The sequence below is a fragment of the Pseudomonas piscis genome, from assembly GCF_009380155.1.
GTDB lineage: Bacteria > Pseudomonadota > Gammaproteobacteria > Pseudomonadales > Pseudomonadaceae > Aquipseudomonas > Aquipseudomonas piscis.
Genome location: NZ_WHUV01000001.1, coordinates 1,572,617 through 1,587,508 on the forward strand (window position 1 = coordinate 1,572,617; position 14,892 = coordinate 1,587,508).

At 64.9% G+C, this 14,892-nt stretch carries 15 protein-coding genes; 9 read left to right on the forward strand and 6 right to left on the reverse strand.

The window, feature by feature from the left end; translation table 11 throughout:
- The first annotated feature begins 129 nt into the window (after positions 1 to 129).
- The 4 genes from GDH07_RS07520 (at position 130) to GDH07_RS07535 (ending at position 4,378) form a co-directional block, all read left to right on the forward strand.
- Entirely contained in the window at positions 130 to 843 is a 714-nt protein-coding gene (locus tag GDH07_RS07520; protein WP_152897057.1) for a GntR family transcriptional regulator, read from the forward strand.
- Positions 840 to 1,838 carry an ADP-ribosylglycohydrolase family protein gene (locus GDH07_RS07525; RefSeq protein WP_343038192.1) on the forward strand — a complete coding sequence of 333 codons (999 nt, stop codon included), beginning with the start codon at positions 840 to 842 and terminating at the stop codon, positions 1,836 to 1,838. Before GDH07_RS07520 ends, GDH07_RS07525 begins: the two co-directional genes overlap by 4 nt.
- A 160-nt stretch (positions 1,839 to 1,998) precedes the next feature.
- Positions 1,999 to 3,465 carry a purine-cytosine permease family protein gene (locus GDH07_RS07530; protein ID WP_152897058.1) on the forward strand — a complete coding sequence of 489 codons (1,467 nt, stop codon included), beginning with the start codon at positions 1,999 to 2,001 and terminating at the stop codon, positions 3,463 to 3,465.
- Positions 3,458 to 4,378 carry a PfkB family carbohydrate kinase gene (locus GDH07_RS07535; RefSeq protein WP_152897059.1) on the forward strand — a complete coding sequence of 307 codons (921 nt, stop codon included), beginning with the start codon at positions 3,458 to 3,460 and terminating at the stop codon, positions 4,376 to 4,378. The genes GDH07_RS07530 and GDH07_RS07535 overlap by 8 nt, the downstream gene beginning before the upstream one ends.
- A 5-nt stretch (positions 4,379 to 4,383) precedes the next feature.
- Here the strand turns inward: GDH07_RS07535 and GDH07_RS07540 are convergent, their stop codons facing one another.
- From GDH07_RS07540 to GDH07_RS07555, 4 genes are all read right to left on the reverse strand, one after another.
- Positions 4,384 to 4,764, reverse strand: a complete 381-nt coding sequence (locus GDH07_RS07540) for a Rho termination factor N-terminal domain-containing protein (RefSeq protein WP_022643187.1) — start codon at positions 4,762 to 4,764, stop codon at positions 4,384 to 4,386.
- A 61-nt stretch (positions 4,765 to 4,825) separates the two neighbouring features.
- On the reverse strand, positions 4,826 to 5,152 hold the full coding sequence (locus tag GDH07_RS07545; RefSeq protein ID WP_053135826.1) for a hypothetical protein: 327 nt from the start codon (positions 5,150 to 5,152) through the stop codon (positions 4,826 to 4,828).
- 84 nt (positions 5,153 to 5,236) lie between these two features.
- Positions 5,237 to 6,451 (reverse strand): MFS transporter, encoded by a 1,215-nt coding sequence (locus GDH07_RS07550; protein WP_152897060.1) that lies wholly within the window; start codon positions 6,449 to 6,451, stop codon positions 5,237 to 5,239.
- Positions 6,452 to 6,565: 114 nt separating this feature from the next.
- On the reverse strand, positions 6,566 to 7,207 hold the full coding sequence (locus tag GDH07_RS07555) for an HD domain-containing protein (RefSeq protein ID WP_152897061.1): 642 nt from the start codon (positions 7,205 to 7,207) through the stop codon (positions 6,566 to 6,568).
- 179 nt (positions 7,208 to 7,386) lie between these two features.
- Between GDH07_RS07555 and GDH07_RS07560 the strand changes: the two genes are divergently transcribed.
- The gene (locus GDH07_RS07560; RefSeq protein ID WP_022643191.1) at positions 7,387 to 7,866 is read left to right on the forward strand and encodes a GNAT family N-acetyltransferase; all 480 of its coding nucleotides are present in this window, start codon (positions 7,387 to 7,389) and stop codon (positions 7,864 to 7,866) included.
- Between the two features lie 49 nt (positions 7,867 to 7,915).
- Here the strand turns inward: GDH07_RS07560 and GDH07_RS07565 are convergent, their stop codons facing one another.
- Complete coding sequence (locus GDH07_RS07565) at positions 7,916 to 8,968, reverse strand: NAD(P)-dependent alcohol dehydrogenase (RefSeq protein ID WP_085597173.1); 1,053 nt, start codon at positions 8,966 to 8,968, stop codon at positions 7,916 to 7,918.
- A gap of 182 nt (positions 8,969 to 9,150) precedes the next feature.
- Between GDH07_RS07565 and GDH07_RS07570 the strand changes: the two genes are divergently transcribed.
- The gene (locus GDH07_RS07570) at positions 9,151 to 10,041 is read left to right on the forward strand and encodes an AraC family transcriptional regulator (protein WP_053135834.1); all 891 of its coding nucleotides are present in this window, start codon (positions 9,151 to 9,153) and stop codon (positions 10,039 to 10,041) included.
- A 52-nt stretch (positions 10,042 to 10,093) separates the two neighbouring features.
- Here GDH07_RS07570 and GDH07_RS07575 read toward each other — a convergent pair whose 3' ends face one another.
- The gene (locus GDH07_RS07575; protein ID WP_068577920.1) at positions 10,094 to 11,758 is read right to left on the reverse strand and encodes an electron transfer flavoprotein-ubiquinone oxidoreductase; all 1,665 of its coding nucleotides are present in this window, start codon (positions 11,756 to 11,758) and stop codon (positions 10,094 to 10,096) included.
- Positions 11,759 to 12,304: 546 nt separating this feature from the next.
- Here GDH07_RS07575 and GDH07_RS07585 point away from each other — a divergent pair.
- The 3 genes from GDH07_RS07585 (at position 12,305) to GDH07_RS07595 (ending at position 14,889) form a co-directional block, all read left to right on the forward strand.
- The gene (locus GDH07_RS07585; RefSeq protein WP_031321267.1) at positions 12,305 to 13,054 is read left to right on the forward strand and encodes an electron transfer flavoprotein subunit beta/FixA family protein; all 750 of its coding nucleotides are present in this window, start codon (positions 12,305 to 12,307) and stop codon (positions 13,052 to 13,054) included.
- Between the two features lie 2 nt (positions 13,055 to 13,056).
- Entirely contained in the window at positions 13,057 to 13,986 is a 930-nt protein-coding gene (locus tag GDH07_RS07590) for an electron transfer flavoprotein subunit alpha/FixB family protein (protein WP_022643196.1), read from the forward strand.
- A gap of 78 nt (positions 13,987 to 14,064) precedes the next feature.
- Positions 14,065 to 14,889: a substrate-binding periplasmic protein gene (locus GDH07_RS07595; protein WP_022643197.1), complete on the forward strand. Its 825-nt coding sequence runs from the start codon at positions 14,065 to 14,067 to the stop codon at positions 14,887 to 14,889.
- Positions 14,890 to 14,892 lie beyond the last annotated feature (3 nt).

Here is a 14,892-nt window from a genome sequence, read left to right on the forward strand (position 1 = left end):
TTGCCAGCCGTTGCAGGCTCGCCGGGAAATGAGCGGGCGCAAGCCGCCCGGCCGCCTCGGGGACGTTTCGAACTGTTGTAAGAAGATATTTCTTGCTCTTCCTCGGACGTTTCATGTATCAAGCCGGACATGATCAAACATGTCCGATTCGATAAGAAAAAAAGGGTGGTCGACGAACTGATCCGGCGTATTGAAAGCGGTCTGATGGAAGACGGCTCTCAACTGCCGGGCGAGCATCGCCTGGCCGAGGAATTCGGTGTCAGTCGCGGCACCTTGCGCGAGGCCCTGGCCGAGCTCAAGCGTCGCAACTACATCGCCACGCAAAGCGGGGTCGGTTCCATCGTCACCTTCGACGGTGTCGCCCTGGACCAGAACCACGGTTGGGCCCAGGCGCTGGCCGACAGCGGGGCACTGATCAATACCGAGGTGCTGCGCCTGGAGGCGATCTGCCGCCCGGATCTCAGGCATCGCCTGGGTACCGATCAGTTCATCGCCCTGGATCGGCGCCGGCGCAGCACCGACGGCCGGGTATTGTCCCTGGAGCGCTCGCTGATCCCCGCATCCGGTGGGTTGGAAGGCCTGCCCCGGGTCGGCCTGATCGATGATTCCCTGACCATAACCCTGGCTGCCTACGGCTATATCGGCGAGCGTGGCGACCAGTGGATCGGCGCCGAGCCGCTGAGCGTCGAAGATGCCGAACTGCTGGGGCGCGCCACAGGAGAGGTGTTCCTCAAGGCCCTGCGCACGACTTACGACCGCCAGGGGCGTTTCATGGAGCAGGTCGAGAGCCTGCTGGATCCGCAGCATTTCCGCATGCACCTGCAATTTGGAGAGTCCCAGTGAGCCCGCTGCAGCGGGCACTTGGCGCTTTTTATGGACTGGCCCTGGGCGACGCCCTGGGCATGCCCACCCAATCCCTGAGTCGTGAGCAGATCCTGCAGCGCTTCGGGACCATCCATACTCTGGAGGACGCCGGCCCGGACCAGCCGATAGCCGCCAATATGCCCAGGGGCTCGATCACCGACGACACCGAGCAAGCCATCCTGGTGGGCCAGTTGCTGGTCCGCGGCCACGGGCGGATCGCGCCTCAGGAGCTGGCCCAGAGCCTGATCGACTGGGAAGCGGCGATGCAGGCCAGGGGCTCCCAGGACCTGCTCGGCCCTTCCACCAAGCACGCTATCGAAATGATCCTCGCCGGCCATTCGGTGGAGGAGGCGGGGCGCTACGGCACCACCAATGGCGCGGCCATGCGGATCACCCCGGTGGGCATCGCCAGCGACGTGGCGGCGCCCGAGGCATTCATCCTAGCGGTGGTCCAGGCCTGCCAGGTGACCCACAACACCAGCCTGGGCATCGCCAGTGCCGCCGCTGTCGCGGCAGTGGTCTCCGCTGGTATCAATGGTGCGTCCCTGGGTGACGCTCTGGCCCTGGGGCGGCAGATCGCCAACCAGGCCGAGGTGCAGGGGCACTGGGTGGCCGGCGCGAGCATGGCGGCCCGGCTGCAATGGGCCGCGACCCTGGGTGTGGCTGGCGACAAGGCCGGATTCGCCCAGACCCTGTATGAACTGGTCGGTACGTCGGTGGCTTCCCAGGAGTCGGTGGTGGCCAGCTTCGCCCTGGCCGGGCAAGTGGCGCAGGGCCGGTTGGAGCCGTTCGAGGCCCTGTGCATGGCGGCCAGCCTGGGCGGCGATACCGATACCATCGCGGCGATCCTGGGCGCCATGCTCGGTGCCTGCCAGGGCTTACAGTGCTGGCCTGGCGAGTTGATCGCCCTGTTGCGGCAAGTCAATGGGCTGGACCTGCAGCCTCTGGTAGAACAACTGCTGGCCCTGCGCTGAGTCGCCGGGCTTGTTGCTGCATCGTCGGCAAGCTGCCGATCGTCAGGGAAAGCCCGGTGCCTGCCAGACCACGCAGGCGCCGGATATGGCCGGGAATGCCGGGACGTTCAACGACTTCCGAAATTGCCTGACACCACAATAATGGCAAGGAGCGTCAAACATGAGTTCATCGACAGGCGGGCAGGGTGCCGGGCAACTGGAGACCCGGGGTATCGAGCCGGTTCCCGAGGCGGAGTGCAACGGTCATCCGCTGCAACTGTTCTGGGTCTGGTTTGCGGCCAACATCAGCATCCTGGGCTTGCCCCTCGGGGCGACGCTGGTGGCTTTTCGTGGGTTGTCGATCTGGCAGGTGCTGTTGGTGGCGATCCTCGGGTCGGTGGGGTCGTTCGCGGTGGTCGGCCTGATCTCCGTGGCTGGCCGACGGGGACGGGCGCCAAGCCTGACCCTGTCCCGGGCCATCTTCGGTGTGCGTGGCAACATCGGCCCGACCCTGGTGTCGATGCTGTCCCGGGTGGGCTGGGAAACGGTCAATACCACCACTGCGGCCTTCGTCCTGCTGTCCCTGAGCTCGATCCTCTTCCAGACCCCGGCCTCGGCCAAGGACGCACCGCTGCTGACCTTGCTGTTCATCGCCATCTTCGTCCTGCTGACCCTGAGCGTGTCCGGCCTGGGCCATGCCACCTTGCTGCTGATCCAGAAGTGGGCGACCTACGGCTTCGGTGCGTTGAACGTGCTGGTGGGCGGTTTTCTCTGTGCCACCATCGACTGGACGGCGGTGTTCAACGCCTCGCCGGCGCCCATGAGCGCGATGATCATCGGCATTGGCACCATGGCCGCCGGCACCGGGATCGGCTGGGCCAGCTCCGGCGCGGACATGTCGCGCTACCAGCAGCGCTCGGTCACTGCCGGCCGCCTGGTGGCCTCGGCGGCCTTTGGTGCCGGCATCCCGTTGGTGCTGCTGATCACCCTGGGCGGGCTGCTATCGGTGGGCAATGACCACCTGGCGTCGGCGGTGGATCCGATCATCGCCATCCGTGACATGCTGCCGACCTGGATGGCGGTGCCATACCTGGTCGCCGCCTTTGGCGGGTTGCTGCTATCGAACAACCTGTCGGTGTATTCCGCCGGGCTCACCGCCCTGACCCTGGGCCTCAAGGTCAAGCGCGTCTATGCGGTGCTGGTGGACATCGTGGCGATCTTCATCGGCTCGATCTACTTCATGCTGATCGCCGAGAGCTTCTATGGCCCCTTCATCAGTTTCATTTCCCTGTTGGCGGTACCCATCACCGCCTGGGTGGGGGTCTTCGTGATGGATCTGGTCCACCGTCACCACTACAGCGCCGCCGACTTGCTGGATGTCAGTCCCACCAGTGCCTACTGGTACCAGGGCGGTATCGAGTGGCGGGCGTTTGGCGCCTGGGTGCTGGCCATCGTCCTGGGGTTCTGCTTCACCAGCATCGGCACCACCGCCGAGGGTGTCTGGTTCACCGGGCCGCTGGCTGATTCCTGGCTGGGCCAGAACGGCCTGGGCTGGGTCATCACCTTCCTGGTCGCCGGTGGCGGTTATGGGCTCCTGGGCGGGGCTCGCGATCGACGCGCCGCTTTCATCGAGCAGGCCAATGCCTAGGTTGCTGCACAGCGGCCAGGTCATCGTCGACCTGGTCATGGACGTGCCCGGCCTGCCGTCACCAGGCGGCGATGTGCTGGCCCGGTCGGCGAGCTTCGAGGCCGGTGGCGGTTTCAATGTCATGGCGGCGGCGGCGCGCAGCGGTATGCCGGTGGTCTATCTCGGCCGTCATGGCCAGGGTCGCTTCGGCGACCTGGTACGCGCGGCGATGCAGGCCGAAGGCATTCGCCTGAGCCTGGCTTGCAGCCCCGGTGCCGACACTGGTGTGTGCGTGGCGCTGACCGATGACAGTGCCGAGCGCACCTTCATCTCCCATATCGGCGCCGAGGGCGAGTTGTCGGCCGAGGACCTGGCCCAGGTAACGGTGACAGCCACAGACTACTTGTACGTCAGTGGCTACAGCCTGTTGCAGGCGCACAAGGCCCAGGCCCTGCTCGACTGGTTGCTGGAGCTACCGGCCACGCTGCCGCTGATGTTCGACCCGGGGCCGCTACTGGCTTTGGTGGAACCGGCGCTGCTGGCGGCCTTGCTGCCCCGGGTGGATATCTGGAGCAGCAATCGCGCCGAGGCCCTGCAGTTCACCGCTAGCCAGGACATCGCCGAGGCCATGCTGCGGCTGGCCCCGCAACTGGCCCGCGAGGCATTGATGGTGCTGCGCGACGGTGCCCAGGGCTGCTGGCTCAACCAGCAGGGCGAGGCGGTGCGGGTACCTGGATTCACAGTCGAGGCGGTGGACAGCAACGGTGCCGGGGATGCCCACGCCGGGGTGTTCATCGCCGCGCTGGCCGCTGGCCTCGCACCCCTGGCCGCCGCGCGCCGGGCCAATGCGGCGGCGGCCCTGGCGGTGACGCGCCGGGGGCCGGCCACCGCTCCTCGCAGCGCCGAGGTGGATGTGCTGCTACGGGCCGGTTGAAGGCTTCAGCCGGCTTTGCGCAGGGCCTCGATCAACTCCTGCTTGCGCATCCGCGAGCGTCCCGCAATGTTCTTCACCCGCGCCTCCTGGAGCAGGCTGTCCTTGCTCTGGGTGGCCAGCGACGCCTTGCTGTTACGCGGATGGCCCTCGCGGCTCGCGGCTGCGCGCCGGGCTGAGTCGCTGCGGGCCCGGGCCTTGTCCGCCGGGTGCTTGTCCCTGCCGGAGCCTCCGGCCCGCTCGCCACCGCCGGACTGCTTGTTGACCGTGGCCCAGGCCCTGGCTTCGGCCTCTTCCGGGGGCAGGCCGCGTTCTTCATAGCTGGCCTCGATGGCCGCCGCCTTGCGGCGCTGGGCCAGGGTGTACTTGGCTTTGCTTCCTCGAGTCATGGCATCTTTCCTCTTGGATCCTGGCAAGCAGGACTGGCTGGATGACAGCGCGAATGGCCCGTTACTGGCTGCTGCCTTCGGAGCCCGAGCCGCCGGTGGTGGTCTTGGAGCCGGTACCGCTCTTGCCGTTGTCCGGCGTCCCGGAGTCCAGGGTGCCGGCGCCGCCCTGGCGGCCGTTGTCGTTGCCCTGGATCCGTGGATCGGTGCCGGTGGCTGGTGGCAACGAGCCCTCGTCCATGGTCGGCGGGTTGATGTTGATCTTCGGTGAGCCTTGGGTGGCCGGGGACTTGGGGCCTTCCACGGGGTTGGTGGGGCCGGTGGAGCCGGCCACGGCCGCGCTGGACAACAGCCCGGCCAGGACCAGGGCAGAGAGTTGGACCTTGATCATGATGTCGCCTCCATTCGTTAGAGTCGCTACCTGATATTGGTCCGCCCGGACGGGGCCTTGGTGCCGGGGACGCGACGAACGGTGTCAGGCTTCCCGGGCCAGGAGTCGCTGGCGCTGCCGCCAGCCCAGGCGTCCGAGGCTGATCAGCCAGTTCAGCACGGCGATCGCCAAGACGGTGGACAGCAGGGCCTGGATGCCGGAGCCGACGATGAGCCTGCCGGCCAGCCAGGGGAAGCCGAACACGCCGATGAAATAGGCCAGGCTGAACAGCAGCAATGCCTGGGAGGTACAGCCTGGCGGTGCCTCGTTGGCGGCCTGGGCATTGATCACCGAGTAGGTCAAGCCATAGCCGACCCCGAGCACCATGGCAGCCAGCAAGTAGCTGGTGCTGCTGTCCACAACGAACAGCAACAGCAGGACCGCCACCACCATCAGCCCCGACAGCAGGCAGGCGGCGCGGTACGGATCACGCTTGACCACCAGGCCGGCCAGCAGCATCCGGCTGGCGATGGCCGCGCTCATGAAACCGATGAAGAACAGCGAGTAATCCACGCCCCTGGAGGGGCCGTAGCTGGTCTGGAAACTCGACAAGCCGCCGAAGACGCAACCGCCCAGGCCCACCATCAGGATCGGCAGCGACGCCCCGGACCTGAGGACGCGGGCACTGCCACTCCAGGTGATTCGTGCCGCAGTGGCCTGCAGGTGGTTGGCCTGGTTGCGCAACTGGCCAGCCAGCCTCCAGAAGATCAGCACGCCCAGCAGGCTGGCTGCCGCAGCGATGAAAAAAGCGCTGCTCAACGGATAGCCCAGGGCACTGGCCAGGCGCCCCAGCAGTGGCGCGCTGCCGATGCCGGTCATCATGCTGCCCGAGAGCAGGGCGAAGTAGCGGGCTCGGTGGGCCGGCTCCACTAGCATGGCGACGATGATCGGGCCCAGGGTATAGAACACCCCCCAGCCCAGCCCCAGGAGCAGGCCGAACCCCAGCAGCACCGGGCCAACCCCCGGGCTCAGGGCGAACCCCAGGCAGGCCACGGCCAGCAGGCTGCCGAACCAGGTCACCGAGCGGGCGGCGCCGAGCCAGTCCGAAAGGTGGCCGGATCCGATCACCGCGGCGAAAGTGCTGAGCATCGCCACGGCAAGCACTTGGCCGGCGTCCTGTTCGTTGCCGCCGTGGCTGCCGATCAGCAACGCCAGGAGGAAGGTCGAGCCATAGGACAGCGACAACAGGTAGCTGCCCAGGCAGAGCAAGCCGAACACCGGGCCGGGGACGCGGGTGGCCGGGATAGAACAGGGGGACATGCAGGCGCCTCTTTATGCTTGTGGTTATGCGGGGCTTTCTAGCATGACGGTGGCGGGTGTTGGTTGTATTCCTCGCTGCCTCAGGGTTAGCCGGCAGCGGAGTAAAAGCGGGCGTTATTGGCCGATTTCCTCCAGCAGCTCCTGGCGAAAGCGTACGAGGCGTTCATGCCGGACCTGGGCCAGGCGGCTGCCGGTGGCGGTCTGGAAACCTTCGGCCAAGTGCAGCAGCTTGCTTTGGAAGTGGTCCAGGGTGAATCGCGAGTCATCCAGTTCGCGGTGGCTGGCGCGTGGGTCGGCCGCGTCGTACAGGGCCCGCCCCAGGCGCCCCGAGACATAGAAGGTGCGAGCCACGCCGAGCGCGCCCAGGGAGTCGAGACGATCGGCATCCTGGAGGATTCGCGCTTCCAGGGTGGTCGGCGTCAGCCCTGCGGAAAAACTGTGGGTGGCGATGGCATGGGCCACGGCCTCGATATCGCTGGCGCTCCAGTGCAGGTCGGCCAGGATCTGCCGCGCCCGCTCTGCCGAGAGCCGTGACGCCTGGGAGCGCAGCGGCGAGCTTTTTTCCACGTTCACGCAGTCATGGAGCAGGGTCGCGGCCAGCAACAGGCGCAGGTCGCCACCTTCCTCTGCGGCGATACGCTGGACGTTGTTCCACACCCGATACAGGTGGGACAGGTCGTGGGCGCCGTCGTCGTGGGGCTCGAAGGCATGGGGCAGCAGGCTGGCGGCCAAGGACTCCAGGGGCGCGAAAGTCATGGGCAGGCTCCGGTTGGCGGTTGGGCCGTCACTCTAACCGCTGGCGCCGGTAGTGATAAGTGTCGATGGGGGGCAAGGCCGGTACGGAGCATGGATGGCCGATGGCGGAGAAATGCCCGTGCATGTCTTTCGGCTGTCGTTCTAATATGGCCGACCTGATTCCGCCATGAGACCCGCCGATGACCGTCGAAATTCGTCCTGCGCTGCCCAGCGATGCCCTGCAGATCCTTGCGTTCATCACCGAACTCGCCGACTACGAGCGAGCCCGTCACGAGGTGATCGCCAGCGTCGCCGACATCGAGCGCAGCCTGTTCAGCGAAGGCGCCACGGCCCATGGCTTGATGTGCCTGCGCGACGGCGTACCGATCGGTTTTGCGGTGTTCTTTTTCAGCTATTCCACCTGGCTGGGCAGCAACTGCCTGTACCTGGAGGATCTCTACATCACCCCCGAGCAGCGTGGGGGAGGGGCCGGCAAGCAACTGTTGCGGCACCTGGCGCAGATCGCCTGCGACAACGACTGCGGGCGTTTCGAGTGGAGTGTGCTGGAGTGGAATGAACCGGCGATCCAGTTCTACAAGTCCCTGGGCGCGCAGCCCCAGGAGGAATGGGTCAAGTACCGCATGGATGGCGAGGTGCTGCGCGCCTTCGCCCGGGGTTGAGGCGCGGGCGCCAGCGATCCGGGTCGCTGGCGCCGCACTTCAGGGTGACTCAGCCCTTGAGGGTCGCCATGTCGATCACGAAGCGGTATTTCACGTCGCCCTTGATCATGCGCTCGTAGGCCTGGTTGATCTGGCGGATATCCAGCATCTCGATGTCGCAACGGATGCCGTGCTCGGCGCAGAAATCCAGCACTTCCTGGGTTTCGGCGATGCCGCCGATCAACGAGCCGGCCAGCACCCGGCGGCCCATCACCAGCTTGCCGGCGTGCAGTGCCGGGTCCACCGGTTCGATCAGGCCCACCAGGATGTGCACGCCGTCAAAGCGCAGGGTATCGAGGTAGGGATTGAGATCGTGGGCCACCGGGATGGTGTCCAGGAGGAAGTCGAACTGCCCGGCCGCGGCCTGCATCTGCGCCGGGTCGGTGGACACGACCACGTGATCCGCGCCTTGTTGCCGGGCTTCCTCGGCCTTGCTCGCCGAGCGGGTGAACAAGGTCACTTCGGCCCCCAGGGCCTTGGCGAACTTGATGCCCATGTGGCCCAGGCCGCCCATGCCGAGAATCCCCACCTTGTCCCCGGCCTTGACGCCGTAGTGCTTGAGCGGCGAGTAGGTGGTGATGCCGGCGCAGAGGATCGGCGCGGCACTGGCCGGGTCCAGGGACTCGGGGATGCGCACCACGAAATGCTCGCTGACCACGATGCTGTCGGAGTAGCCACCCATGGTGTTGCTGCCATCGATCCGGTCTGGCGAGGCGTAGGTCAAGGTCGGACCCTGCAGGCAGTATTGTTCCAGGTTGGCGGCGCAGGCCTCGCACTGGCGGCAGGAGTCCACCATGCAGCCGACGCCGACCAGGTCGCCGACCTTATGCAGGTTGACGCTGGAGCCGACGGCGGTGACCCGGCCGATGATTTCATGGCCCGGCATCAGCGGGTACACGGCGATGCCCCATTCGTTGCGGGCCTGGTGGATGTCGGAGTGGCAGACGCCGCAGTAGAGGATCTCGATGGCCACGTCGTCCGGGCGTGGGCTGCGCCGCTGGAAGCTCATGGGGGCGAGGGGAGTGGTGGCCGACTGGGCGGCATAACCGATGGCGGTGTACATGGTGAACCTCGCAAAGCGCTGACAAGTGAGGCGGCGCATTGTCGGCGTGAGGCTTGCGGGCAACCATGGCGATTCCTCGGCATGTCATGCCTATTCCTCCGCCATCGACGGTTTTCACGGGGCATTGGCCAACGGACCTGCGATGATGCTGGCATCCCCTCCCTTGCATGAAGTTTGCCCACATGTTGTTGACCCGCCATCTGGACGCCAATGCCCCCCTGGTCGCGCTGCTCGAGCCCCTGGCCAGCCGCGAGGGCTTCGCCGCTACTGCCTTGCCCGGGATCCAGGTGCTGCGGGCCAGTCGCGATGTGGCCCGGGGGCCGCAGATCTACGAGCCGAGCCTGATGATCATCGTCCAGGGCAGCAAGCTGGCCTACCTGGGCACCCGGACCCTGGAGTACGGCGCCGGGCATTACCTGATCCAGGCGCTGTCGGTGCCCTTCGAGTGCGAAACCTTCGCCTTGCCCAACGCGCCGCTGCTGGGAATCTCCATCGGTATCGACCGCGCCATGCTCAGGGAGCTGGTGCTGGCCATGGGCATCGGCGATGGGCCGGCAGCTGCGGCGCAGACCCTGGAGTCCATGACCTCGGTGGTCCTCGACGACAGCATGCGCGGTTGCGTGGAGCGTTTGTTGCGCTGCCTGCACGATCCTCTGGAGTGCAAGGTCATGGGGCCGGCGCGGGTCCGTGAGCTGCTGTTCGCTGCCTTGCGCGGACCCCAGGCCGAAGCCTTGCGGGCACTGGTGGAGCAGCAGGGGCATTTCGCCCGTGTCGCCGCCTCGCTCAACCATTTGCACCAGCACTACACCGAGCCGTTGAACGTCGAGACCCTGGCTCGCTGCGCCAATATGAGTACTTCGACCTTCCATGAGCATTTCAAGCGCAGCACCTTGTTGTCGCCGGTGCAGTACCTCAAGCGCTTGCGGCTGCTCAAGGCCCAGCAATTGCTGCTGGGCGAGGGGTTGGGCGTGGCCCAGGTGGCCCACAGGGTGGGTTACCAGAGCACCTCGCAGTTCAGCCGCGAGTACAAGCGCTACTTCGAGCGCAGCCCGGGGGATGAGCGCGTGGCTTGAATGCTGGAATGAAAAAGGCCCCCATATGGGGGCCTTTTCGCAGGGCGTCGACTTACATGTTCGGGTAGGTCGGGCCGCCGGAACCTTCCGGGGTGACCCAGGTGATGTTCTGCGCAGGGTCCTTGATGTCACAGGTCTTGCAGTGCACGCAGTTCTGGGCGTTGATCTGGAAGCGCTTCTCGCCGTCTTCCTGGGTGACCACTTCGTACACGCCGGCCGGGCAGTAGCGCTGGGCTGGCTCGTCGTACAGCGGCAGGTTGCGGCCCAGGGGGATGCTCGGGTCGGTGAGCTTCAGGTGGCAAGGCTGTTCTTCTTCATGGTTGGTGCCGGAGATGAACACCGAGCTCAATTTGTCGAAGCTCAGCTTGCCGTCGGGTTTCGGGTAGTCGATCTTCACGCAGTCCTTGGCCAGCTTGAGGCAGGCGTAGTCCGGCTTGGTGTCGTGCAGGGTGAACGGCAGCTTGCCGCCGAACAGGTTCTGATCGACCCAGTTGAAGCCGCCACCGACGATGGCGCCGAACTTGTGGATCGCCGGGCCGAAGTTGCGGCTGGCGAACAGCTCGTCATGCAGCCAGCTGGACTTGAATGCGCTGACGTAGCTGTTGAGCTCGTCGGCGCCTTCGGAACCGGCCAGCAGCGCATCGGCCACGGCATCGGCTGCCAGCATGCCGGACTTCATGGCGGTGTGGCTGCCCTTGATCTTGGCGAAGTTCAGGGTGCCCAGGTCGCAGCCGATCAGCGCGCCGCCCTTGAACACCATCTTCGGCAGCGAGTTCAGGCCGCCCTTGCAGATGGCGCGGGCGCCGTAGCTGATGCGCTTGCCGCCTTCCAGGTACTGCTTGAGTACCGGGTGGTGCTTGAGGCGCTGGAATTCATCGAACGGCGACAGGTAGGTGTTGGAGTAGGACAGGTCGACGATCAGGCCGACCACCACCTGGTTGTTCTCCAGGTGATAGAGGAAGGAGCCGCCGGTGTTCTCGGTGCCCATGATGTCCAGCGGCCAGCCGGCGGTGTGTACCACCAGGCCCGGTTGGTGCTTGGCCGGGTCGATTTCCCAGATTTCCTTGAGGCCGATGCCGTAGTGCTGGGCATCGGCGTCGCTGTCCAGGTTGAAGCGCTTGATCAGCTGCTTGCCGATATGGCCACGGCAGCCTTCGGCGAACAGGGTGTACTTGCCGCGCAGTTCCATGCCCGGGGTGTACATGCCGTCCTTGGGATGGCCTTCGCGATCCACGCCCATGTCGCCGGTGAGGATGCCGCGGACCACGCCGTTTTCGTCGATCAGGGCTTCCTGGGCGGCGAAGCCTGGGTAGATTTCCACGCCCAGGTTCTCGGCCTGCTGGGCCAGCCAGCGGCACAGGTTGCCCAGGGAAATGATGTAGTTGCCTTCGTTGTGCATGGTCTTGGGCACAAAGAAGTCGGGAACCTTGGTGGCGGCTTCGCCGTTGCGCAGGACATAGATGTCGTCGCGGGTGACCGGGGTGTTGAGCGGGGCGCCCAGTTCCTTCCAGTCAGGGAAGAGTTCGTTCAGGGCCCGTGGTTCGAACACGGCGCCGGAAAGGATGTGGGCACCGACTTCGGAGCCTTTTTCAACGACGCAGACGCTGATTTCCTTGCCTGCTTCTGCAGCCTTCTGCTTCAGGCGGCAAGCGGCGGACAAGCCTGCGGGGCCGGCACCGACGATGACTACGTCGAATTCCATGTATTCGCGTTCCACTAGGCTATCTCCTACTCAAGGCTCAACGGTTTTTTCTAATTGGAGGTTTGGCATTGCGTCCCGCTTTCTCCCATCGCCGATGGGGGGAGAGGGGAGGGACGGCCGACCTTTCTCTCTGGGCGGCGCATTATATCTACACCACTCCTAGCGTCCAATACAAACGTTTGTTTGAAATTGCCGCAGGCCAGGTAAATCAAAGAAGCGCGGCGTATGAACGGCCATTTTGCCGTATTGACCGGAAAAGGTGTTCCGGTCAAGATACGGTCGGTTTTGCGCTCGCCGTAGGCTGACTGTTGGTCTCAAGAGCACCTCTAAAGACAGGGCAAAGGCAGTGAAGGTGATGCGCCGCGCAGCTTGAAGGTGCGCAGTTTACACGCCGCGATAATGAATGACTCGTCGGTCGCCACTGACGAACGGTCATCGCCCCGTGAGCAAGGTCAACCTTAGTGTGCCGGCGTTTTTGGAGGTGCCCTTGTGCCGATGAGCATCAACCGCCAGGTTCTCGCCTAGGCGACTTTCTTTTCACCGGAGAGTAACGAGGAATCCATGAAGGTTCTTGTAGCTGTCAAACGAGTGGTCGACTATAACGTCAAGGTTCGCGTCAAGGCGGACAACTCCGGCGTCGACCTCGCCAACGTCAAGATGTCGATGAACCCTTTCTGCGAAATCGCAGTGGAAGAAGCCGTACGCCTGAAAGAGAAAGGCGTGGCGACTGAAATCGTCGTCGTCTCCATCGGTCCTGCTACTGCCCAAGAGCAGCTGCGTACCGCCCTGGCACTGGGTGCCGATCGCGCGATCCTCGTCGAGTCCGCTGAAGAGTTGACCTCCCTGGCCGTGGCCAAGCTGCTCAAGGCCGTGGTCGACAAGGAACAGCCACAGCTGGTGATCCTGGGCAAACAGGCCATCGACAGCGACAACAACCAGACCGGCCAGATGCTGGCTGCCCTGAGCGGCTACGCCCAAGGCACCTTCGCCTCCAAGGTCGAAGTGGCTGGGGACAAGGTCAACGTCACCCGTGAAATCGACGGCGGCCTGCAGACCGTTGCGCTGAACCTGCCAGCGATCGTCACCACCGACCTGCGCCTGAACGAGCCACGCTACGCGTCGCTGCCGAACATCATGAAAGCCAAGAAGAAGCCGCTCGAGACGCTGACTCCTGATGCTTTGGGCGTTTCCACCGCCTCCACCAACAAGACCCTGAAAGTCGAAGCGCCGGCTGCACGCAGCGCAGGCATCAAGGTCAAGTCGGTGGCTGAACTGGTCGAGAAACTGAAAAACGAAGCGAAGGTAATCTGATCATGACTATCTTGGTAATCGCTGAACACGATAACAAAGCGCTGGCCCAGGCCACCCTGAACACCGTGGCCGCTGCTGCCAAAATCGGTGGCGACATTCACGTGCTGGTGGCCGGTCAAGGCGTTGGCGCCGTGGCCGAGGCTGCTGCCAAAGTCGCTGGCGTGGCCAAGGTGCTGGTAGCCGACAACGCTGCCTATGCGCACCAACTGCCGGAAAACGTCGCGCCGCTGGTTGCCGAGCTGGGCGCTGGCTACAGCCACATCCTGGCTGCCGCCACTTCCAACGGCAAGAACATCCTGCCGCGGGTTGCTGCCCAGCTGGACGTCGACCAGATCTCCGAGATCATCTCGGTAGAAAGCGCCGACACCTTCAAGCGTCCGATCTATGCCGGTAACGCCATTGCCACCGTGCAGTCCACTGCTGCGGTCAAGGTCATCACCGTGCGCGCCACCGGCTTCGACGCCGTTGCCGCCGAGGGTGGTTCGGCGGCGGTGGAAACTGTCGGTGCGGCCCACGATGCTGGCAAGTCGAGCTTCGTCGGCGAAGAGCTGGCCAAGTCCGATCGCCCTGAGCTGACCGCTGCCAAGATCGTCGTTTCCGGCGGCCGCGGCATGCAGAACGGCGACAACTTCAAGCACCTGTACGCCCTGGCCGACAAGCTGGGCGCTGCGGTCGGCGCTTCCCGCGCGGCCGTGGACGCAGGCTTCGTGCCTAACGATATGCAGGTCGGCCAGACCGGCAAGATCGTCGCGCCACAGCTGTACATCGCCGTCGGTATCTCCGGCGCGATCCAGCACCTGGCGGGCATGAAGGACTCCAAGGTGATCGTCGCGATCAACAAGGACGAAGAGGCGCCAATCTTCCAGGTGGCTGACTACGGCCTGGTGGCTGACCTGTTCGAAGCCGTACCTGAGCTGGAGAAGCTGGTCTAATCCAGCCGCTTCACTTATAAAGAGCCCGGCCTCATGGCCGGGTTTTTTTTGTCTGTCGTTTATCCAGGGAGTGATGTCATGGAACTGCGCCGCATGAGTGGTTGGCCCGTGTTGCTGGGGCTGGCGCTGTTGCCCTCGCTGGCGATGGCGGTGGGCAAGTGCGAGCGGCTGGTGGTGACCGGCAGTCCCGATGCGCCACCCTACCTGTGGCGTGATCCACAGGATCCCAGGCACCTGATCGGTGCCAGCGCCGACTTGCTGCAGCAGGTGGCCGGGGAGCTGGGGCTCAAGGTCGAGCTGCTGTACGCCGGCAAGCGTTCCGAGGCGCTCGAGGAGGTGCGTACCGGGCGCATGGACATGCTCGCCGATGCCCCGTTGACCCTCGACGAGCTGGAGTCCCTGGACTATATCCACCCGGCCCTGGTGCAGAACGACTATCTGGTCTGGACGCGCAAGGAAACGACCCTGGATTACCGCCAGTTGTCCGATTTGCAGGGCCACTCCGGCGCCGTTTCGGAAAAGGCCCGCCTGACCCAGCCATTCCAGGCCTTGGCCAAGGAGCAATTGCAGCTCAAGCGCCTGCCGAACCTGACCCAGGTTTTCCAGAAACTGCTGCTGGGCGAGTTCGACTATGTGCTGGCGCCACGCTACGCCGGCATGGTCATGGCCCAGTCCCTGGGAATGGCCGCCGACCTGGCGGCATTTCCCCTGCCCATCGATAAGCCCGGGTTGTTCCTGGCGCTGTCCCACAACTCTGCCTGCAATGACCCATGGTTGCGCGGACAGCTGGCGAAAAAGATGACAGAATTGCCCGCGTCCGGTCTGACGGAGGCCCTGTTGCAGCGCAATCTCGAGCGTTGGAAGGCCCAGTTGCAGCAACCCGTCAGCAGCCCCAAACCGTAGGAA

Bases quoted from the DNA above. Each gene is read 5' to 3' on its own strand.
- GDH07_RS07520 (WP_152897057.1), top strand. From the start codon at position 130: ATGATCAAACATGTCCGATTCGATAAGAAAAAAAGGGTGGTCGACGAA.
- GDH07_RS07530 (WP_152897058.1), top strand. From the start codon at position 1,999: ATGAGTTCATCGACAGGCGGGCAGGGTGCCGGGCAACTGGAGACCCGG.
- GDH07_RS07535 (WP_152897059.1), top strand. From the start codon at position 3,458: ATGCCTAGGTTGCTGCACAGCGGCCAGGTCATCGTCGACCTGGTCATG.
- GDH07_RS07540 (WP_022643187.1), bottom strand. From the start codon at position 4,764: ATGACTCGAGGAAGCAAAGCCAAGTACACCCTGGCCCAGCGCCGCAAG.
- GDH07_RS07545 (WP_053135826.1), bottom strand. From the start codon at position 5,152: ATGATCAAGGTCCAACTCTCTGCCCTGGTCCTGGCCGGGCTGTTGTCC.
- GDH07_RS07550 (WP_152897060.1), bottom strand. From the start codon at position 6,451: ATGTCCCCCTGTTCTATCCCGGCCACCCGCGTCCCCGGCCCGGTGTTC.
- GDH07_RS07555 (WP_152897061.1), bottom strand. From the start codon at position 7,207: ATGACTTTCGCGCCCCTGGAGTCCTTGGCCGCCAGCCTGCTGCCCCAT.
- GDH07_RS07560 (WP_022643191.1), top strand. From the start codon at position 7,387: ATGACCGTCGAAATTCGTCCTGCGCTGCCCAGCGATGCCCTGCAGATC.
- GDH07_RS07565 (WP_085597173.1), bottom strand. From the start codon at position 8,968: ATGTACACCGCCATCGGTTATGCCGCCCAGTCGGCCACCACTCCCCTC.
- GDH07_RS07570 (WP_053135834.1), top strand. From the start codon at position 9,151: ATGTTGTTGACCCGCCATCTGGACGCCAATGCCCCCCTGGTCGCGCTG.
- GDH07_RS07585 (WP_031321267.1), top strand. From the start codon at position 12,305: ATGAAGGTTCTTGTAGCTGTCAAACGAGTGGTCGACTATAACGTCAAG.
- GDH07_RS07590 (WP_022643196.1), top strand. From the start codon at position 13,057: ATGACTATCTTGGTAATCGCTGAACACGATAACAAAGCGCTGGCCCAG.
- GDH07_RS07595 (WP_022643197.1), top strand. From the start codon at position 14,065: ATGGAACTGCGCCGCATGAGTGGTTGGCCCGTGTTGCTGGGGCTGGCG.